The organism is Serratia sp. 201, assembly GCF_037027545.1.
GTDB classification, from domain to species: Bacteria; Pseudomonadota; Gammaproteobacteria; order Enterobacterales; family Enterobacteriaceae; genus Serratia; species Serratia bockelmannii.
This window is the reverse complement of record NZ_JAXCHC010000001.1, coordinates 343,275-362,695: the sequence shown is the minus strand read 5'-3', so window position 1 is coordinate 362,695 and position 19,421 is coordinate 343,275. Positions and strand designations below refer to the sequence as shown.

The window sequence follows — 19,421 nt, the reverse complement described above, 5'->3', positions numbered from 1 at the left end:
TCCGCCGACGGCGCACAGATAGATCAGCGGTAAACTTGCGCCGTTGCGGCGCACCATGAATAATTCAAGAAAGAGAGTATTCAGGCTCGCCCTGAACGCGCGCGTCCCGGACGCGCTATGTGACATCAACCAGGCCCGATGTGACCTAGAGGAATAGTTTGAACGTCGCAACACAAGAAATTTTGTTAGAGCCCGCAGACAACAAGCGTTTGCTCAGCCTGTGCGGCCCGTTTGATGACAACATCAAGCAACTCGAGCGCCGATTGGGCATCGAAATCAATCGCCGCGACAACCGTTTCAAGCTGGTCGGCAAAAACCTGTGCGTGGTTGCCGCCGCCGATATCCTGCGCCATCTGTACGTGGATACCGCGCCGATTCGCGGCGTGATCCCGGATATCGATCCGGAGCAAATCCATCTGGCGATCAAAGAGAGTCGGGTGCTGGAACAGGTGGCGGACAGCGTGCCGGATTACGGCAAGGCGGTCACCATCAAAACCAAGCGCGGTATGGTGAAACCGCGCACGCCTAACCAGGCGCAGTACATCGCCAATATTCTCGATCACGACATCACCTTCGGCATCGGCCCGGCGGGCACCGGCAAAACCTACCTGGCGGTCGCCGCTGCGGTGGATGCGCTGGAACGCCAGGAAATTCGCCGCATACTGCTGACCCGCCCTGCGGTCGAAGCCGGCGAAAAGCTGGGCTTCCTGCCCGGCGATCTGAGCCAGAAGGTCGATCCTTATCTGCGCCCGTTGTACGACGCCCTGTTCGAAATGCTGGGCTTCGAGCGCGTGGAGAAGCTCATCGAACGCAATGTGATCGAAGTCGCGCCGCTGGCCTATATGCGCGGCCGCACGCTGAACGACGCCTTTATCATCCTGGATGAGAGCCAGAACACCACCATCGAGCAGATGAAGATGTTCCTGACACGCATCGGCTTCAACTCGAAGGCGGTCATCACCGGCGACGTCACCCAGATCGACCTGCCGCGCAACCAGAAATCCGGCCTGCGCCATGCGGTGGAAGTGCTGTCGGACGTGGAGGAGCTGAGCTTCAACTTCTTCCACAGCGAAGACGTGGTGCGCCACCCGGTGGTGGCCCGCGTGGTCATCGCCTATGAGGCCTGGGAAGCCGCCGAACAGAAACGCAAAGACGCGATTGCCGAGCAACGTAAGCGCGAGGCGCTCGCCGCCTCCGAGCAGGAGACACCATGAGTCAGGTGATTTTGGATCTGCAGATTGCCTGTGAAAGCAGCGACGGCCTGCCGGATGAGGCCACCTTCCAGCGCTGGCTGGAAGGCGTGCTGCCGCAATTTCAGGAAGAGGCCGAGGTCACAGTGCGTCTGGTGGACGAAGCGGAAAGCCACGAGCTGAACCTGACCTACCGCGGCAAAGACAAGCCGACCAACGTGCTCTCTTTCCCGTTCGAAGCCCCGCCGGGCATCGAGCTGCCGCTGCTCGGCGATCTGATCATCTGCCGCCAGGTGGTTGAGCAGGAAGCGATTGAGCAAGGCAAAACGCTGGAGGCCCACTGGGCGCATATGGTTGTCCACGGCAGTCTTCATCTGCTAGGGTATGACCACATCGAAGACGATGAAGCCGAAGAAATGGAGTCTTTGGAAACCGAAATCATGCACGGACTGGGTTATCCTGATCCGTACCTGGCGGAAAAAGACCCCGTCTGACGTCAGCCGTTTACCCCACAGCCCCCATGCGGGGCTGTCGCTGACGCCCCTTAACTCTGACATGAGTGACAGTAACTAAAACGCCATGAGCGACGACCATTCACAAAGCAATGACAGCCCCAGTCCCAAGAAGGGGTTCTTTACTCTTATCCTTAACCAGCTGTTCCACGGCGAGCCCAAAAACCGTGGCGATCTGGTCGAGCTGATCCGTGATTCCGAACAAAACGACCTGATCGATCCCGATACCCGCGACATGCTGGAAGGCGTGATGGATATCGCCGAACAGCGCGTGCGCGACATCATGATCCCCCGCTCCCAGATGGTGACGCTCAAGCGCAACCAGACGCTGGAAGAGTGCCTGGACGTGATTATCGACTCCGCCCACTCGCGCTTCCCGGTGATCAGCGAAGATAAAGATCACATCGAAGGCATCCTGATGGCCAAGGATCTGCTGCCGTTCATGCGCGCAGACTCCGAGCCGTTCAGCATCGACAAAGTGCTGCGTACCGCGGTGGTGGTGCCGGAAAGCAAGCGCGTCGACCGGATGCTGAAAGAGTTTCGTTCCCAGCGCTATCACATGGCGATTGTCATTGACGAATTCGGCGGCGTGTCCGGCCTGGTCACCATCGAAGATATCCTAGAGCTGATCGTCGGCGAGATTGAAGACGAATACGACGACGAAGACGATCTGGATATCCGCCAGCTCAGCCGCCACATGTACACCGTGCGCGCGCTGGCGCCGATCGAAGACTTCAACGACGCCTTCGGCACCCATTTCAGCGACGACGAGGTCGATACCATCGGCGGTCTGGTGATGCAGGCCTTCGGCCACCTGCCGGCGCGCGGGGAAACCATTGAAATCGAAGGTTACCTATTTAAAGTTGCCATGGCAGACAGTCGACGTATCATCCAGGTTCATGTAAAAATTCCGGACGACTCTCCACCACCGAAACTGGAAGATTAAATCCAACATGGCTAAAGCCTCATTACTTGAACGCCAGTGGGTTCGCGCCCTGCTGGCGCTGTTGTCAGGTGCCGGCGGGACGCTGGCGTTCTCGCCCTACGATTTTTGGCCCGCGGCCATCGTCTCCCTGTTCGGCCTGCTGGCCGTTACCCTCAATCGCACCACCAAACAGTCTGCCCTGCTCGGCTTTGTCTGGGGCTTCGGGTTGTTCGGCAGCGGGATCAACTGGGTGTATGTCAGCATCGCCGATTTCGGCGGCATGCCCTTCGCCGTCAACATCTTCCTGGTGGCGCTGCTCGCCGCTTACCTGTCGCTGTATACCGGGCTGTTCGCCGGGCTGCTGACGCGCCTGTGGCCGGCCACCCGCTGGTGGAGGCTGGCCATCGCCGCGCCGGTGCTGTGGCAGGTGACCGAATTCCTGCGCGGCTGGGTGCTGACCGGCTTCCCGTGGCTGCAGTTCGGCTATAGCCAGATCAACGGCCCGCTGAAGGGCATCGCGCCGCTGCTGGGCGTCGACGCCATCACCTTTGTGCTGATGGCCATCGCCGGCCTGCTGGTGTACGCCGTCAATCAGCGCCGTCTCTCGGCAGCCGTGATTGCCGCCGCGCTGCTGCTGTTGCCGTGGCCGCTGCGCCAGCTGCAGTGGTTTACCCCGCAGCCGGAGAAAGCGGTGAACGTCGCCATGGTGCAAGGCAACATCGCTCAATCGATGAAATGGGATCCGAAAGCGCTGGTCAGCACGCTGCAAACCTATCTGGACGAAACCCGTCCCTACATGGGCAAGGCGCCGATCGTCATCTGGCCGGAATCCGCCATTCCGGATTATGAAGCCAATCAGAACGGCTTCCTGACGATGATGGACGACCTGATGCGGGCGAAGAACAGCAGCCTGATCACCGGCATCGTCGACGTGCGTGCTACGCCGCAGGGCCAGCAAATCTACAACAGTGCCATCGTGCTCGGTGAACCGACGCCGTACAGTTACCCGGCCAACGATCGCTACAACAAGCACCACCTGGTACCGTTCGGCGAGTTCGTGCCGCTCGAGACGCTGCTGCGGCCCCTGGCGCCGTTCTTCGACCTGCCGATGTCCTCCTTCAGCCGCGGCGACTACGTACAACCGCAGCTCAGCGTACGCGGCTACAACCTGACGGCGGCCATCTGCTACGAAATCGTGTTGGGCCAGCAGGTGCGCGATAACTTCCGCCCGGACACCAACTTCCTGCTGACCATCTCCAACGATGCCTGGTTCGGCCACTCCATCGGCCCGTGGCAGCACTTCCAGATGGCACGCATGCGGGCGCTGGAGCTCGGCCGACCGCTGCTGCGCAGCACCAATAACGGCGTCACCGCCGCGGTGGACGCGAATGGCGAGGTGATCGCCGAGATCCCGCAGTTCACCCGTCAGGTACTCGAAGTGAAAGTCACGCCGACCACCGGCGTCACGCCTTATGCGCGCTTCGGCGCCACGCCGCTGTGGGTGATCACCCTGTTGCTGGGCGGCTGGGCGCTGATGTTGGGCCTGCGCCGCAAATAGCCCTCTTCGTCGGGGCGCACCCGCTGCGCCCCGCTTTCCCGTCAAATCTTCCCTCAGTCAGAAAACGCCGTTAAATCAACGCGGCTGGCACACTCCTTGCTTTTATCTATGGCGACATCGCGCGCCGGTTTACTTTTGCTGACGTTTTGTCGCACCTGCGCACATTTTGGGTGCATTGAACGCACCGCATGGGTGCGCCGACGTTTTGTTGCATTGATTTGGTGCGCGCGGCGTCTCAAAAAATGAAACATTTTAGTTTCAAGGTGTTCACAATCGGTTATTTTTTAACAGCGTTCAGTTCATAAGACTATCTTTATAACTTGAGCAATAAACAGTCGATTTAACCTGACGCTCTTTAGTCAGAGCCACAACAACAGTAAAGGAGTTGGACCATGCAAATGCGTAAATTGGCGTTATCGTTACTGCTGCTCGGTGCGGCAGGTAGCGTGGCGCACGCGGAAGACCTGACCGGTACGCTGAAGAAAATCAAAGACAATGGCGTGATCGTTGTCGGCCACCGCGAATCGTCAGTGCCGTTCTCCTACTACGACAACCAACAAAAAGTTGTGGGCTACTCTCAGGACTACTCCAACCAAATCGTTGAAGCCGTTAAGAAAAAGCTGAATGCACCGAATCTGCAGGTGAAAATGCTGCCGATTACCTCGCAGAACCGCATCCCGCTGCTGCAAAACGGCACCTATGATTTCGAGTGCGGCTCCACCACCAATAACCTCGAGCGCCAGAAACAGGCCGCCTTCTCCGACACCATTTTCGTGGTCGGCACCCGCTTGCTGGTGAAAAAAGGCTCCGACATCAAAGACTTTAAAGACCTGGCCGGCAAACCGGTGGTGGTCACCTCCGGCACCACCTCTGAAGTGCTGCTGAACAAGCTGAACGACAGCGGCAAGATGAACATGCGCATCATCAGCGCCAAAGACCACGGCGACTCCTTCCGCACTCTGGAAAGCGGCCGCGCGGTGGCCTTCATGATGGACGACGCCCTGCTGGCGGGCGAGCGCGCCAAGGCCAAGAAGCCGGATCAGTGGGAAATCATCGGCACACCGCAGTCGAAAGAAGCCTACGGCTGCATGCTGCGTAAAGACGATCCTGCGTTCAAGAAACTGGTCGATGACACCATCGCCCAGGCGCAAACCTCCGGCGAAGCGGCCAAGTGGTTTGATAAATGGTTCAAGCAGCCGATTCCACCGAAAAACCTCAACATGAACTTCGAACTGTCGGACGACATGAAACAGCTGTTCAAAGAACCTAACGACAAGGCATTGAACTAAATAGAATGACAGCCGGGGCGGCCGCCAGGCCAAACCGGCCCAGTTGATGACTGGGACAGACAGGTATGAGGGGGGCCGTTCCCCTCCCTCATTTTCCCCAAGGCGCATCACCGACATCCGCACACAATAAGCCAGCCAGACTGGCCGCGCGGCGATCGGCGCTCATCAGGTCATCAATCTTCGGCGCTCTGCGCCCGTTTACCGGAGTTTGTTATGTCAATAGATTGGAACTGGGGTATCTTCCTGCAGCAGGCCCCGTTTGGGAACACCACTTACCTCGGCTGGATCTGGTCCGGCTTTCAGGTCACGGTGGCCCTCTCCGTCTGTGCATGGATTATCGCTTTCTTCGTCGGTTCGCTGTTCGGTATCTTGCGTACCGTACCCAACCGCTTTCTTTCCGCCCTCGGCACCTGTTACGTCGAACTGTTCCGCAACGTGCCGCTGATCGTGCAATTCTTTACCTGGTATCTGGTGATCCCCGAGCTGCTGCCGGCCAATATCGGCACCTGGTTTAAAAGCGAGCTGGATCCCAACGTGCAGTTCTTCGTCTCTTCCATGCTTTGCCTGGGATTGTTTACCGCCGCCCGCGTTTGCGAACAGGTGCGCGCCGCCATCCAGTCCCTGCCGCGCGGCCAGAAAGCGGCCGGGCTGGCGATGGGCCTGACGCTGCCGCAAACCTACCGCTACGTGTTGCTGCCGAACGCCTACCGGGTGATCGTGCCGCCGATGACCTCGGAGATGCTCAACCTGGTCAAAAACTCCGCCATCGCCTCTACCATCGGGCTGGTGGACATGGCCGCGCAGGCCGGCAAGCTGTTGGATTACTCCGCACACGCCTATGAATCCTTTACCGCCATCACGCTGGCTTATATCGGCATCAACGCCGTTATCATGCTGTTTATGCGTCTGGTCGAAAAGAAAGTGCAGTTGCCTGGCAACCTGGGGAGTAAATAATGTACGAATTTGACTGGGCGTCGATCGTCCCAAGCTTCCCGTTTCTGCTGCAGGGCATGGTAATCACGCTGAAGATCACCGTGACCGCCATCGTGGTCGGCATTCTGTGGGGTACCGTGCTGGCGGTGATGCGCCTGTCGCCGTTCAAACCGATCAGCTGGTTCGCCACCCTGTACGTCAACCTGTTCCGCTCGGTGCCGCTGGTGATGGTGCTGCTGTGGTTCTACCTGGTGGTTCCAAGCTTATTACAACAGGTTCTAGGCTTATCGCCGAAAACCGATATTCGCCTGATCTCGGCTATGGTAGCCTTTTCCCTGTTTGAAGCGGCCTATTACTCGGAAATCATCCGCGCCGGCATCATCAGCATCTCGCGCGGCCAATCCTCCGCCGCGCTGGCGCTGGGCATGACCCATTGGCAATCCATGCGGCTGGTGATCCTGCCGCAGGCGTTCCGCGCCATGGTGCCGCTGCTGCTGACCCAGGGCATCGTCCTGTTCCAGGATACCTCGCTGGTTTACGTACTGAGCCTGGCCGACTTCTTCCGCACCGCGTCGACCATCGGCGAACGCGACGGCACCCAGGTTGAAATGATCCTGTTCGCCGGCTTTGTCTATTTTGTTATCAGCCTCGCCGCCTCGGCGCTGGTAAGCTATTTGAAGAAAAGGACTGTTTGATGATATCCCTGAAAAATGTTTCTAAGTGGTACGGTCACTTTCAGGTGTTGACCGATTGCACCACCGAAGTGAAAAAAGGCGAAGTGGTCGTCGTCTGCGGTCCTTCAGGTTCCGGCAAGTCCACCCTGATCAAAACCGTCAACGGCCTCGAGCCGATCCAGCAGGGCAATATCCTGGTGAACGGCACGCCGGTCAACGACAAGAAAACCAACCTGGCGCAGCTGCGTGCCAAGGTTGGCATGGTGTTCCAACACTTTGAGCTGTTCCCGCACCTGTCTATCATCGACAACCTGACGCTGGCGCAGGTGAAAGTGCTCAAGCGCGACAAATCCGCCTCACGCGAGAAGGGTCTGAAGCTGCTGGAGCGCGTCGGCCTCTCCGCCCATGCCAACAAGTTCCCCGGTCAGCTGTCCGGCGGCCAGCAGCAGCGCGTCGCCATCGCCCGTGCGCTGTGCATGGATCCTATCGCCATGCTGTTCGATGAGCCGACCTCTGCGCTCGATCCGGAAATGATCAACGAAGTGCTGGACGTGATGGTCGAACTGGCGAACGAAGGTATGACCATGATGGTGGTAACCCACGAAATGGGCTTCGCCCGCAAGGTGGCGAATCGAGTGATCTTTATGGACGAAGGCAAAATCGTCGAAGACCGCAACAAAGACGATTTCTTCAACAACCCCGAGTCCGATCGCGCCAAGGATTTTCTGGCCAAGATCCTGCACTAAACGCTCTGCCTATGCGCCCCGCCAGGGGCGCATCTTTTCCCCCGGCACTAAAAGCGCTTGTTTCTCCCCGGTTTTGATCCGATGCTCGCTGGATAACAAACAGAGGAGAAAGAACATGCCCCGCCCTATTATCATCGATTGCGATCCTGGCCTCGACGACGCCATCGCGCTGGCTATGGCGCTGCGTTCGTCAGAACTGGACATCAAAGCCATCACCACCTCCGCCGGCAACCAGACGCCGGAGAAAACCCTGCATAACGCGCTGGGCCTGTTGACCCTGATGCAGCGCGAGGACATACCGGTCGCCGCCGGCGCCAGCGGCCCGCTGATGCGCGAACTGGTGATCGCCGACTATGTCCACGGCAAAACCGGCATGGGCAACACCCACCTGCCGACGCCGACAATCAAACCCGATCCCCGCGGCGCCGTCGAGCTGATCGCCGACTTGCTGCGCGCCAGCCCGCAGCCGATAACCCTGGTGGTGACCGGCCCGATGACCAATATCGCCCTGCTGCTGGCCCAGCATGCCGAGCTGAAAAGCCATATCGAACGCATCGTATTCATGGGCGGCGGTATGAACGCCGGCAATACTACGCCTGTCGCGGAGTTCAACATCTTCGTCGATCCCGAAGCCGCCGAAATGGTGCTGAAATCCGGGGTGCCGCTGACCATGGCTGGGCTGAACGTCACCCATCAAGCGCTGGTGTTGCCGCAGGATATCGAGCGCATTCGCCAGATAGACAATCCGGTCGCGCAGGCGGTCGCGGAGATGCTCGATTTTTACCTGCCGCTGTACCTCAGCCATCCGCGCGGCCTGCCCGGCGCTGCGATGCACGATCCCTGCACCATCGCCTGGCTGCTGGCGCCGCAGCTGTTCACCGGCGTAGAACGCTGGGTCGGTGTGGAGACCAAAGGGGAATACACCGTCGGCATGACGGTGGTGGACTATTTCCAGCAAACCGGCAACGCGGCCAACGTGGAAGTGCTGACCAGCATCAACCGCGAGGGTTTTATCGATCTGCTGGCCGAGCGCCTGGCGCGTTATTGATCCCATCGGGGCGCGCTCGCGCCCCTCCTTCAACTTTTTTGATTTAACTCAGCGAATTTTTGCGCTATCACTGTTGATGGCTTGCCTCTACCATGCGTTTACACCGACTGACATCGTCACCGATTAAACTTCGCCTGGAGATAAGCCAATGAGCCGCGTACTGGTCCTGAAATCAAGTATTCTGGGTGAATATTCCCAGTCTGGAAAATTAGTCGATTTTTTTGTTGAACAATGGCGTGAAGCTCACCCAGAAGACACGTTCACCGTGCGCGACTTGGCTAACCCAACGCTGCCGGAGCTGGATGGCGAAGTGATGGCTGGCTTTACCGCCGGCGACAACCCGCTGACGCCGCATCAGCAGAGCACCCTGGCGCTTTCCGATGAGCTGATTGCCGAGCTGAAGTCGCACAACACGCTGATCATCAGCGCCCCGATGTACAACTTCAACATCCCGACGCAGCTGAAAATCTACTTCGATCTGATCGCCCGCGCCGGTCAGACGTTCCGCTACACCTCCGCCGGTGCCGAAGGGCTGGTGACGGGCAAGAAAGCGATCGTCATCTCCAGCCGCGGCGGCATCCACGCCGACACGCCGACGGATCTGATCACGCCGTACGTGAAGCTGTTCCTGGGCTTTATCGGCATCACCGACGTTGAATTCGTGCTGGCGGAGGGCTTCGCCTACGGCCCGGAAGCGGCGGAGAAAGCCGCCCAGGACAGCCGCGTCGCGGTCGCGCAGAAAATCCCGGCCGGCGTCGCCGTACCGGCCAGCGCACCGGCGCAGGCGCAAGCCGCCCCAGCAGCCGTCAGCGGCGGTTTCCTGAGCAACCTGCTGAAGAAACTGTTCCGTTAAACGCCGGCCTTAGTGTTCCCCGCCCTGGCGGGGAACGTCATCAAGGCTCAAACGGCCGACGCTGGAACTGGTCGTGACCGCATTTCGGGCAAAGCGGCAGCACCTCCGGCGTGTAAAACGCCAGATGGTAGTGACACTGCTCGCACACCAGATTGCCCAACCCCACCACTTCACCGCTGTGATAAACGCCGTGATGGCTGACATCCTTGAACACTTCACGCCACTCCAGCTGGGTTTTGTCGGTGATATCCGCCAGTTCCTGCCACAGGCTCTCTTTGATCACCCGCATAAACACGCTGTCGGTAAACTCGTCCCGGCTTTCCTGATAGCTGCGGGCGAACTCTTCCAGATCGCGCCGCACCGCCTGCGTCACCTGCCGCACCTCGTCGCGGGTCAGATCTTCGGCCTCGTTCAACCGCCGCTCCGCGCTGGCCACCAGTTCGTCGATATCGCGTTCACCGTTTTTCAGGCGTTCGGTCAGTGATGCCACCAATTCGCGGTAATACTGAGCAACCTTGTTCATAGACTCTCCTCGATAAACGCTGCGCCGGGCTTGGCTGTAGGGATACCCCTAAGCTACTTGTTCTTATTTTAGCCGTAAATGACTGATGTCACTTGGCAAGACGCGGGATCCGCAGGTTGTGAGCCGCGTCATGGCGGCGTTTTTTTTAAATGCGCCGAGTCAGGCGCTTGGAGTTGTTGCCGAGAGGTCTTATCAGCTATGCTATGCGGATCTACGAATACTAAATGTTCATTGCGTTGCCTCTGACCGGGGCAACGGTTTACACCTACAGGACCACCGGCCGCCATGCAAGAGCAATACCGTCCAGAAGACATAGAATCGAACGTACAGCTTCACTGGCAAGAGAAGCAGACTTTCAAAGTTACCGAAGACGACAGCAAGGAAAAGTACTACTGCCTATCCATGCTGCCTTACCCGTCCGGCCGACTGCACATGGGCCACGTTCGTAACTACACTATCGGCGACGTGATCTCGCGCTATCAGCGCATGCTGGGTAAAAACGTACTGCAGCCGATCGGCTGGGATGCGTTCGGCCTGCCGGCGGAAGGTGCGGCGGTGAAAAACAACACCGCACCGGCCCCGTGGACCTACGACAACATCGAATACATGAAGAACCAGCTGAAACTGCTGGGCTTCGGCTACGACTGGGATCGCGAAATCGCTACCTGCCAGCCGGAATACTACCGCTGGGAACAGTGGTTCTTCACCAAGCTGTATGAAAAAGGCCTGGTCTACAAGAAGACCTCGGCGGTGAACTGGTGTCCGCACGATCTGACCGTGCTGGCCAACGAACAGGTTATCGACGGCTGCTGCTGGCGCTGCGACACCAAGGTCGAGCGTAAAGAGATCCCGCAGTGGTTCATCAAAATCACCGCTTACGCCGATCAGCTGCTGAACGATCTGGACACGCTGGAAAGCTGGCCGGAGCAGGTGAAAACCATGCAGCGCAACTGGATTGGCCGCTCCGAAGGCGTGGAAATCACCTTCGACGTGGCGGACAGCGAAGAGAAGCTGACGGTTTACACCACCCGTCCCGACACCTTCATGGGCGCCACCTACGTGGCGGTCGCCGCGGGCCACCCGCTGGCGCAACAGGGCGCGCGCAACAATCCGGCGCTGACCGACTTCATCGACGAATGCCGCAACACCAAAGTGGCCGAAGCCGAAATGGCGACGATGGAGAAGAAAGGCATGCCAACCGGCCTGTTCGTTGTCCACCCGCTGAGCGGCGAGAAGCTGCCGGTGTGGGTCGCCAACTTCGTGCTGATGGAATACGGCACCGGCGCCGTGATGGCGGTACCGGCGCACGACCAGCGCGACTGGGAATTCGCCACCAAATACGATTTGCCGATCAAACCGGTGATCCTGAACCTCGACGGCAGCCAACCTGACGTGAGCGCCGAAGCGATGACCGACAAAGGCGCGCTGTTCAACTCCGGCGAGTTTGACGGTCTGGACAACGAAGCCGGCTTTAACGCCATCGCCGACAAACTGGTCGCCAAGGGCGTGGGCCAGCGCAAGGTCAACTACCGTCTGCGCGACTGGGGCGTCTCCCGTCAGCGTTACTGGGGCGCGCCAATCCCGATGGTGACGCTGGAAGACGGCACCGTGATGCCGACGCCGGAAGATCAGCTGCCGGTGATCCTGCCGGAAGACGTGGTCATGGACGGCATCACCAGCCCGATCAAGGCCGACCCTGAGTGGGCGAAGACCACCGTTGACGGCCAGCCGGCGCTGCGTGAAACCGACACTTTCGACACCTTTATGGAGTCTTCCTGGTACTACGCGCGCTACACCTGCCCGCAGTATGACCAGGGCATGCTGGATCCGGCCGCCGCTAACTACTGGCTGCCGGTCGATCAATATATCGGCGGTATCGAACACGCCATCATGCACCTGATGTACTTCCGCTTCTTCCACAAGCTGATGCGCGATGCGGGCCTGGTGGATTCCGATGAGCCGGCCAAGCGCCTGCTGTGTCAGGGCATGGTGCTGGCCGACGCCTTCTACTACACCGGCAACAGCGGCGAGCGCGTCTGGGTATCTCCGGTTGACGCCACGGTCGAGCGCGACGACAAGGGCCGCATCATCAAGGCCACCGATCCGCAAGGCCGTGAACTGGTCTATGCTGGCATGAGCAAAATGTCGAAGTCGAAGAACAACGGCATCGACCCGCAGGAAATGGTGGAAAAATACGGCGCGGACACCGTGCGTCTGTTCATGATGTTCGCTTCACCGGCAGAAATGACGCTGGAGTGGCAGGAATCCGGCGTAGAAGGGGCTAACCGCTTCCTGAAACGCGTATGGAAACTGGCCTACGATCACGTGGCAAAAGGCGCGGTACAGCCGCTGGACGTGGCGGCGCTGAACGAAGATCAGAAAGCGCTGCGCCGCGATCTGCACAAAACCATCGCCAAGGTGACCGACGATGTCGGCCGCCGTCAGACCTTCAACACCGCGATCGCCGCCGTGATGGAGCTGATGAACAAGCTGGCCCGCGCGCCGCAGGAGAGCGAGCAGGATCGCGCGCTGCTGCAGGAAGCGCTGCTGGCCGTGGTTCGCATGCTGTATCCGTTCACCCCGCACGTGTGCTTCACCCTGTGGCAGTCGCTGGGCGGCGAAGGCGACGTGGACACCGCGCCATGGCCGGTTGCCGACGAACAGGCGATGGTCGAGGACTCCAAGCTGGTGGTGGTGCAGGTGAACGGCAAGGTTCGCGCTAAAATCACCGTATCTGCCGATGCGACCGAAGAGCAAGTGCGCGCGCGCGCTGCCGAAGAGCATCTGGTGGCTAAATATCTGGACGGCGTCACGATTCGCAAAGTGATCTACGTTCCGGGCAAACTGCTTAACCTGGTTGTGGGTTAACACAAGGAGGAGTTGTGCGACAACGTATTCTGACGCTGTTGCTGGGGTTGGCGGTGCTGGTCACCGCCGGCTGCGGTTTTCACCTGCGTGGCACCACGCAGGTGCCTAATGAAATGAAAACGCTGATCCTGGACAGCGCCGACCCTTATGGTCCGTTGACGCGCGCGGTGCGTGAGCAGTTGCGTCTGAACGCCGTGACCATCGTCAGCGATCCGAAGCGTAAAGACGTGCCTTCCCTGCGCATCCTCGGCGCGACGGAAAGCCAGGATACCGCCTCGATCTTCCAGGACGGTAAAACCGCCGAGTACCAGTTGGTGCTGACCGTGCAGGCGCAGGTGCTGCTCCCGGGCCACGACCTGTATCCGCTGTCGGTGAAAGTGTTCCGTTCGTTCTTCGACAACCCGCTGACCGCGCTGGCCAAAGACTCCGAGCAGGAGATCATTCGCCAGGAAATGCGTGAGCAGGCGGCGCAACAGCTGGTGCGCAAACTGCTGACCGTGCACGCGGCGGAAGAAGAAAACCGGCAGAAAGCCGCTGCCGTCGGCGAACGAGCGGCAAGCCAAACCGCACAATGATCCGCATTTATCCGGAACAACTTGCCGCGCAGCTCCGAGAGGGGCTGCGCGCTTGTTATTTATTGAGCGGCAATGAACCGCTACTGCTGCAGGAAAGCCAGGATCTGCTCCGGCAGGCTGCGCAACAGCAGCAGTTCAGCGAGCACTACAGCATTTCCCTCGACGCCCATACCGACTGGGACGCCATCTTCGGCATCTGCCAGGCGATGAGCCTGTTCGCCAGCCGCCAGACGCTGCTGCTGATCTTCCCGGAAAACGGCCCGACGGCGCCGATCGGCGAACAGCTGACCAAGCTTGCCACGCTGCTGCACGAGGATATTCTGCTGATCCTGCGCGGCCCGCGCCTCACCAAAGCGCAGGAAAACAGCGCCTGGTTCAAGGCGCTCAGCCCACACGGCGCCCTCGTCAGTTGCCAGACGCCGGAACAGGCACAGCTGCCGCGCTGGGTCGCCACGCGCGCCAAGGCGATGAAGCTGGAATTGGACGACGCCGCCAATCAGCTGTTGTGCTACTGCTACGAAGGCAACCTGCTGGCGCTGTCGCAGGCGCTGGAGCGGCTGTCGCTGCTGCACCCGGACGGCAAACTCACGCTGCCGCGCGTCGAACAGGCGGTGAACGACGCCGCCCACTTCACGCCGTTCCACTGGCTGGATGCCCTGCTGGCCGGCAAAAGCAAGCGCGCCTGGCATATCTTGCAGCAGCTGCAGCAAGAGGACGTGGAGCCGGTGATCCTGCTGCGCACCTTACAGCGCGAACTGCTGCTGTTGCTGACGCTGCAGCGCCGCAAGGCGTCCGCGCCGCTGCGCACGCTGTTCGACCAGCACAAGGTCTGGCAGAATCGCCGCCCGCTGGTGACCCAGGCGCTGCAACGCCTGTCCGGCGCCCAGCTGCAGCAAGCGGTACAGCTGCTGACGCAAATCGAGCTGACCCTCAAGCAGGACTATGGCCAGTCGGTCTGGCCGGAACTGGAAACCCTGTCGATGCTGCTGTGCGGCAAACCCCTGGCCACGAGTTTTAGCGATGCCCACTAATCCGGAACACCCCACCGTTTTGCACGCGCTGTTCGGCGGCACCTTCGATCCGATCCACTACGGCCACCTGCGGCCGGTGGAAGCGTTGGCCGCCGAAGTGGGTCTGAATCGCGTCACGCTGCTGCCTAACCACGTGCCGCCGCACCGCCCGCAGCCGGAGGCCAATGCGCAGCAACGCCTGAAGATGGTCGAGCTGGCGATCGCCGGCAACCCGCTGTTTGCGGTCGACGATCGCGAACTGCACCGCACCACCCCCTCCTACACCATCGAGACGTTGGAAACGATTCGTAAAGAGCGTGGCGCCGCCCAGCCACTGGCGTTTATTATTGGCCAGGACTCGCTGCTGACATTGCATAAATGGCATCGCTGGCAGGCGCTGTTGGACGTCTGCCACCTGCTGGTGCTGGCGCGCCCGGGCTATAACGATCGCATGGACACACCGGAACTGCAGCAGTGGCTGGAACGCCATCGCACCGTCGATCCGGCGCTGCTCAGCCGTCGCCCGCACGGCCATATCTATCTGGCAGATACGCCGGAACTGGAAATTTCCGCCACCGAGATCCGCCAGCGCCGCCATCAGGGCCTCAACTGCGACGACCTGCTGCCACGCCCGGTGCAGCGCTATATCGAGTTGCAGGGTTTATATCGCTAGCGAAAGGTGCGTGATATACTGCGCCGCTATTTTTCAGGTATCCGCTGAAAACCCCGGAAACCTTAGCTGGCCGGGCAGTCACCAGTTAGCTGGCTTTCAGCGGCAGCCTGCCGAAACCATTATCCGGTTACGCCGCGGCGTGCGCATGTTGCCCGCTGCAGTCGACTGAACAGAACACACCCGAGGGGGAACCTTTGCAAGGTAAAGCGCTCCAAGATTTCGTCATCGATAAAATCGATGACCTGAAAGGCCAAGACATTATCGCTCTGGACGTACAGGGCAAATCCAGCATCACTGATTGCATGATCATCTGCACCGGCACATCGACTCGCCACGTGATGTCGATCGCCAACCACGTGGTACAGGAATCCCGTGCCGTAGGCATGGAGCTGTTTGGCATGAAAGGCCAGGAAGCCTCCGACTGGATCGTGGTCGATCTGGGCGAAGTGATCGTGCACGTGATGCAGGAAGAAAGCCGTCGCCTGTACGAGCTGGAAAAACTCTGGAGCTAAGCGGTGAAACTGCAATTGGTGGCGGTCGGCACCAAAATGCCAGACTGGGTGCAAACCGGCTTTATGGATTACCTGCACCGCTTTCCCAAAGATATGCCGTTTGAGCTGACCGAGATCCCGGCGGGCAAACGCGGCAAAAACGCCGACATCAAACGCATTCTGGACAAGGAAGGCGAACAGATGCTGGCGGCGGTGGGCAAAGGCAACCGCATCGTTACGCTGGATATCCCAGGCACGCCGTGGGAAACGCCGCAGCTGGCGCAGCAGCTTGAGCGCTGGAAGCAGGATGGCCGCAACGTCAGCCTGCTGATCGGCGGCCCGGAAGGGCTGGCGCCCGCCTGCAAAGCCGCTGCCGAGCAGAGCTGGTCGCTTTCTCCGTTGACGCTGCCGCATCCTTTGGTGCGCGTCCTGGTGGCCGAAAGCCTCTACCGCGCCTGGAGTATTACAACAAATCATCCTTACCACCGGGAATAGCCGGTGGTGACCGTGACAGAGTGAAATAAAGCAGCGGGATGAAAATAGAACGTAACCCTTTTCGCGACTATACGGCTGAATCCGCCCTGTTTGTACGCCGCGCCCTGGTGGCGTTCCTGGTCATCCTGGTGCTGTCCGGCATCCTGATCGCCAACCTGTATAATCTGCAAGTGGTCCGCGTCGAGGATTACCGCACCCGCTCCAACGAAAACCGCATCAAGCTGGTGCCCATCGCGCCCAGCCGCGGCATTATCTACGATCGCAACGGCACCCCGCTGGCACTCAACCGCACCATTTATCAGCTGGAACTGATGCCGGAGAAGGTTGACGATCTCAAAGCCACGCTGCAGGCGCTGCGCACGGTGGTCGATCTGACCGACGACGACATCACCAATTTCGAAAAAGAGCGCAAGCGTTCGCGCCGTTTCGTCTCCATTCCGGTGAAAACCGCGCTAACCGAGGTGCAGGTCGCCCGCTTTGCGGTCAATCAGTTCCGCTTCCCCGGCGTGGAAGTGAAGGGCTATCAACGCCGCTACTACCCCTACGGATCCGCCCTCACCCACGTCACCGGCTATGTGTCGAAGATCAACGACCGCGACGTCGAACGCCTGGATAAAGACGGCAAGCTGGCCAACTACGCCGCCACCCACGATATCGGCAAGCTGGGTATCGAACGCTATTACGAAGACACGCTGCACGGCAAAACCGGCTATGAAGAGGTCGAGGTCAACAACCGTGGCCGGGTGATCCGCCAATTGCACGAACAGCCGCCTTCCGCCGGTCAGGACGTTTACCTGACGCTCGATCTTGATTTGCAGCGCTATATCGAGCAGTTGCTGGTCGGCAGCCGCGCCGCGGTGGTGGTGAGCGATCCACGCACCGGCGCCATCCTGGCGATGGTGTCCAACCCGAGTTACGATCCAAACCTGTTCGTCGACGGCATTTCCAGCAAGGACTACCAGGGGCTGTTGAACGATCCGAATCGCCCGCTGATCAACCGCGCCACGCAGGGGGTCTATCCGCCTGCATCAACGGTGAAGCCTTACATCGCGGTGTCGGCGCTGAGCGCCGGAGTGATCACCAAAAACACCGTGGTGTTCGATCCCGGTTGGTGGCAACTGCCCGGCTCGGAAAAACGCTTCCGCGACTGGAAAAAATGGGGCCACGGCCGCCTGAACGTCACCAAGGCGCTGGAAGAGTCCGCAGATACCTATTTCTATCAGGTCGCCTATGACATGGGGATCGATCGGCTGTCGACCTGGCTGACCAAATTCGGTTACGGCCAGTACACCGGCATCGATCTGTCCGAAGAACGATCCGGCCTAATGCCGACGCGCGAGTGGAAGCTGAAACGCTATAAAAAGCCGTGGTATCAGGGCGACACCATTCCGGTGGGTATCGGCCAGGGTTACTGGACCGCCACGCCGATCCAGATGGCCAAAGCGCTGAACACCCTGATCAACGACGGCACCGTCAAAACGCCGCACCTGCTGCAGAGTACCCGCGTCAACGGCGCGCTGGTGCCGTTCAAACAGGAAGAGAGCACGCAGATCGGCGATATTCACTCCGGCTTCTGGGAAATTGCCAAAGACGGCATGTATGGTGTGGCCAACCGTCCGAACGGGACGGCGCGCAAATACTTTGCGGACGCACCTTATAAAGCCGCGGCGAAATCGGGTACCGCACAGGTATTCGGCTATGAAACCTACAACGCCCACAAACTGGCGGAGCACCTGCGCGATCACAAACTGATGACCGCCTTCGCACCGTTCAACAATCCGACGGTGTCGGTCGCCATCATTCTGGAAAACGGCGGCTCCGGTCCGGCGGTGGGAACCATCACCCGCCAGATCCTCGACCACATTCTGCTGGGCGACAACAATACGCAATTGCCAAGCGAGGCCCCGCTGCCGCCTGGCGTAGAAGGTGACTAAGGTAGAACATGACTGAAAGCCAACAAAAAGGCTCGATCTGGACCAAAATCCACATCGACCCGACGTTCCTGCTGCTGATCCTGGCCCTGTTGGTCTACAGCGCCTTCGTGATGTGGAGCGCCAGCGGCCAGGACATCGGCATGATGGAGCGCAAGATCGGGCAGATCGTCATGGGGCTGATCGTGATGGCCGTCATGGCGCAAATCCCGCCGCGCGTGTACGAAAGCTGGGCGCCCTATCTGTATATTTTCTGCGTGATTTTGCTGATCCTCGTGGATGCCTTCGGCCAGATAAGTAAAGGCGCGCAGCGCTGGCTGGATCTCGGCGTGGTGCGCTTCCAGCCGTCGGAAATCGCCAAGATCGCCGTGCCGCTGATGGTGGCGCGCTTTATGAACCGCGATGTCTGCCCGCCTTCGCTGAAAAACACCGCCATCGCGCTGGTGCTGATCTTCCTGCCAACGCTGCTGGTGGCCGCGCAGCCAGATCTGGGCACCTCGATCCTGATCGCCGCCTCCGGCCTGTTCGTGCTGTTCCTGTCGGGCATGAGCTGGAAGCTGATCGCCGTCGCCGCCGTCGCACTGGCGGCCTTTATCCCGGTGCTGTGGTTCTTCCTGATGCACGGCTATCAGCGCGACCGCGTCATGATGCTGCTCGATCCGGAGAGCGACCCACTCGGCGCCGGCTATCACATCATTCAATCCAAGATAGCCATCGGCTCCGGCGGCCTGTCCGGCAAGGGCTGGCTGCACGGCACCCAGTCGCAGCTGGAGTTTCTGCCGGAGCGCCATACCGACTTTATCTTCGCCGTGTTGGCCGAAGAGCTGGGGCTGATCGGGGTATTGGTGCTGCTGGCGCTCTACCTGCTGGTGATCATTCGCGGGCTGATGATCGCCGCCAAGGCGCAAACCACCTTTGGCCGCGTGATGGTCGGCGGCTTGATGCTGATTTTGTTCGTTTATGTCTTTGTTAACATCGGTATGGTCAGTGGCATTTTGCCGGTAGTTGGCGTACCTTTGCCTCTGGTCAGTTACGGGGGTTCGGCGCTGATAGTATTGATGGCCGGTTTCGGCATCATCATGTCGATCCACACGCATCGGAAAATGCTGTCTAAAAGTTTATAAGAG

The 19,421-nt window shown here is 59.7% G+C and carries 19 protein-coding genes; 18 read left to right on the top strand and 1 reads right to left on the bottom strand.

Annotation, left to right across the window (positions count from 1 at the left end; translation table 11 throughout):
- Window positions 1–158: 158 nt before the first annotated feature.
- The 10 genes from WA302_RS02040 (at window position 159) to WA302_RS01995 (ending at window position 9,728) form a co-directional block, all read left to right on the top strand.
- A complete protein-coding gene (locus WA302_RS02040) occupies window positions 159–1,214 on the top strand; it encodes a PhoH family protein (protein WP_025301852.1) in 1,056 nt (351 codons plus the stop codon).
- The gene (ybeY, locus tag WA302_RS02035; protein ID WP_016928766.1) at window positions 1,211–1,684 is read left to right on the top strand and encodes an rRNA maturation RNase YbeY; all 474 of its coding nucleotides are present in this window, start codon (window positions 1,211–1,213) and stop codon (window positions 1,682–1,684) included. Before WA302_RS02040 ends, ybeY begins: the two co-directional genes overlap by 4 nt.
- A gap of 85 nt (window positions 1,685–1,769) precedes the next feature.
- Complete coding sequence (gene corC, locus WA302_RS02030) at window positions 1,770–2,648, top strand: CNNM family magnesium/cobalt transport protein CorC (RefSeq protein ID WP_025301851.1); 879 nt, start codon at window positions 1,770–1,772, stop codon at window positions 2,646–2,648.
- Window positions 2,649–2,655: 7 nt separating this feature from the next.
- On the top strand, window positions 2,656–4,185 hold the full coding sequence (gene lnt, locus WA302_RS02025) for an apolipoprotein N-acyltransferase (RefSeq protein ID WP_142590724.1): 1,530 nt from the start codon (window positions 2,656–2,658) through the stop codon (window positions 4,183–4,185).
- Window positions 4,186–4,577: 392 nt separating this feature from the next.
- The gene (locus WA302_RS02020; protein ID WP_025301849.1) at window positions 4,578–5,474 is read left to right on the top strand and encodes an amino acid ABC transporter substrate-binding protein; all 897 of its coding nucleotides are present in this window, start codon (window positions 4,578–4,580) and stop codon (window positions 5,472–5,474) included.
- A gap of 213 nt (window positions 5,475–5,687) precedes the next feature.
- Window positions 5,688–6,428, top strand: coding sequence for an amino acid ABC transporter permease (locus WA302_RS02015; protein WP_019454074.1), 741 nt, complete (start codon window positions 5,688–5,690; stop codon window positions 6,426–6,428).
- A complete protein-coding gene (gene gltK, locus WA302_RS02010) occupies window positions 6,428–7,102 on the top strand; it encodes a glutamate/aspartate ABC transporter permease GltK (protein ID WP_025301848.1) in 675 nt (224 codons plus the stop codon). Before WA302_RS02015 ends, gltK begins: the two co-directional genes overlap by 1 nt.
- A complete protein-coding gene (locus WA302_RS02005; RefSeq protein ID WP_025301847.1) occupies window positions 7,102–7,827 on the top strand; it encodes an amino acid ABC transporter ATP-binding protein in 726 nt (241 codons plus the stop codon). Before gltK ends, WA302_RS02005 begins: the two co-directional genes overlap by 1 nt.
- A gap of 115 nt (window positions 7,828–7,942) precedes the next feature.
- Entirely contained in the window at window positions 7,943–8,875 is a 933-nt protein-coding gene (gene rihA, locus WA302_RS02000; RefSeq protein ID WP_043135761.1) for a pyrimidine-specific ribonucleoside hydrolase RihA, read from the top strand.
- 148 nt (window positions 8,876–9,023) lie between these two features.
- Window positions 9,024–9,728: an FMN-dependent NADH-azoreductase gene (locus WA302_RS01995; protein WP_261456731.1), complete on the top strand. Its 705-nt coding sequence runs from the start codon at window positions 9,024–9,026 to the stop codon at window positions 9,726–9,728.
- A 40-nt stretch (window positions 9,729–9,768) separates the two neighbouring features.
- Here WA302_RS01995 and WA302_RS01990 read toward each other — a convergent pair whose 3' ends face one another.
- Window positions 9,769–10,251 carry a zinc ribbon-containing protein gene (locus WA302_RS01990; protein ID WP_025301844.1) on the bottom strand — a complete coding sequence of 161 codons (483 nt, stop codon included), beginning with the start codon at window positions 10,249–10,251 and terminating at the stop codon, window positions 9,769–9,771.
- A 285-nt stretch (window positions 10,252–10,536) separates the two neighbouring features.
- On the opposite strand from WA302_RS01990, the gene leuS reads away from it, so the two are divergent.
- The 8 genes from leuS to mrdB all read left to right on the top strand — a co-directional run bounded on the left by leuS (window position 10,537) and on the right by mrdB (window position 19,418).
- Window positions 10,537–13,119 carry a leucine--tRNA ligase gene (gene leuS, locus WA302_RS01985; RefSeq protein WP_043135757.1) on the top strand — a complete coding sequence of 861 codons (2,583 nt, stop codon included), beginning with the start codon at window positions 10,537–10,539 and terminating at the stop codon, window positions 13,117–13,119.
- 14 nt (window positions 13,120–13,133) lie between these two features.
- Window positions 13,134–13,694: an LPS assembly lipoprotein LptE gene (gene lptE, locus WA302_RS01980; protein ID WP_025301842.1), complete on the top strand. Its 561-nt coding sequence runs from the start codon at window positions 13,134–13,136 to the stop codon at window positions 13,692–13,694.
- Window positions 13,691–14,725 carry a DNA polymerase III subunit delta gene (holA, locus tag WA302_RS01975; protein ID WP_025301841.1) on the top strand — a complete coding sequence of 345 codons (1,035 nt, stop codon included), beginning with the start codon at window positions 13,691–13,693 and terminating at the stop codon, window positions 14,723–14,725. The genes lptE and holA overlap by 4 nt, the downstream gene beginning before the upstream one ends.
- Window positions 14,715–15,377, top strand: coding sequence for a nicotinate-nucleotide adenylyltransferase (gene nadD / locus WA302_RS01970; RefSeq protein ID WP_025301840.1), 663 nt, complete (start codon window positions 14,715–14,717; stop codon window positions 15,375–15,377). Before holA ends, nadD begins: the two co-directional genes overlap by 11 nt.
- A 194-nt stretch (window positions 15,378–15,571) precedes the next feature.
- Window positions 15,572–15,889 (top strand): ribosome silencing factor, encoded by a 318-nt coding sequence (gene rsfS / locus WA302_RS01965; RefSeq protein ID WP_025301839.1) that lies wholly within the window; start codon window positions 15,572–15,574, stop codon window positions 15,887–15,889.
- A gap of 3 nt (window positions 15,890–15,892) precedes the next feature.
- Window positions 15,893–16,363 (top strand): 23S rRNA (pseudouridine(1915)-N(3))-methyltransferase RlmH, encoded by a 471-nt coding sequence (gene rlmH, locus WA302_RS01960; RefSeq protein ID WP_004940002.1) that lies wholly within the window; start codon window positions 15,893–15,895, stop codon window positions 16,361–16,363.
- 38 nt (window positions 16,364–16,401) lie between these two features.
- Window positions 16,402–18,297, top strand: coding sequence for a peptidoglycan DD-transpeptidase MrdA (gene mrdA, locus WA302_RS01955; RefSeq protein WP_025301838.1), 1,896 nt, complete (start codon window positions 16,402–16,404; stop codon window positions 18,295–18,297).
- 8 nt (window positions 18,298–18,305) lie between these two features.
- Complete coding sequence (gene mrdB, locus WA302_RS01950) at window positions 18,306–19,418, top strand: peptidoglycan glycosyltransferase MrdB (protein ID WP_004940006.1); 1,113 nt, start codon at window positions 18,306–18,308, stop codon at window positions 19,416–19,418.
- Window positions 19,419–19,421 lie beyond the last annotated feature (3 nt).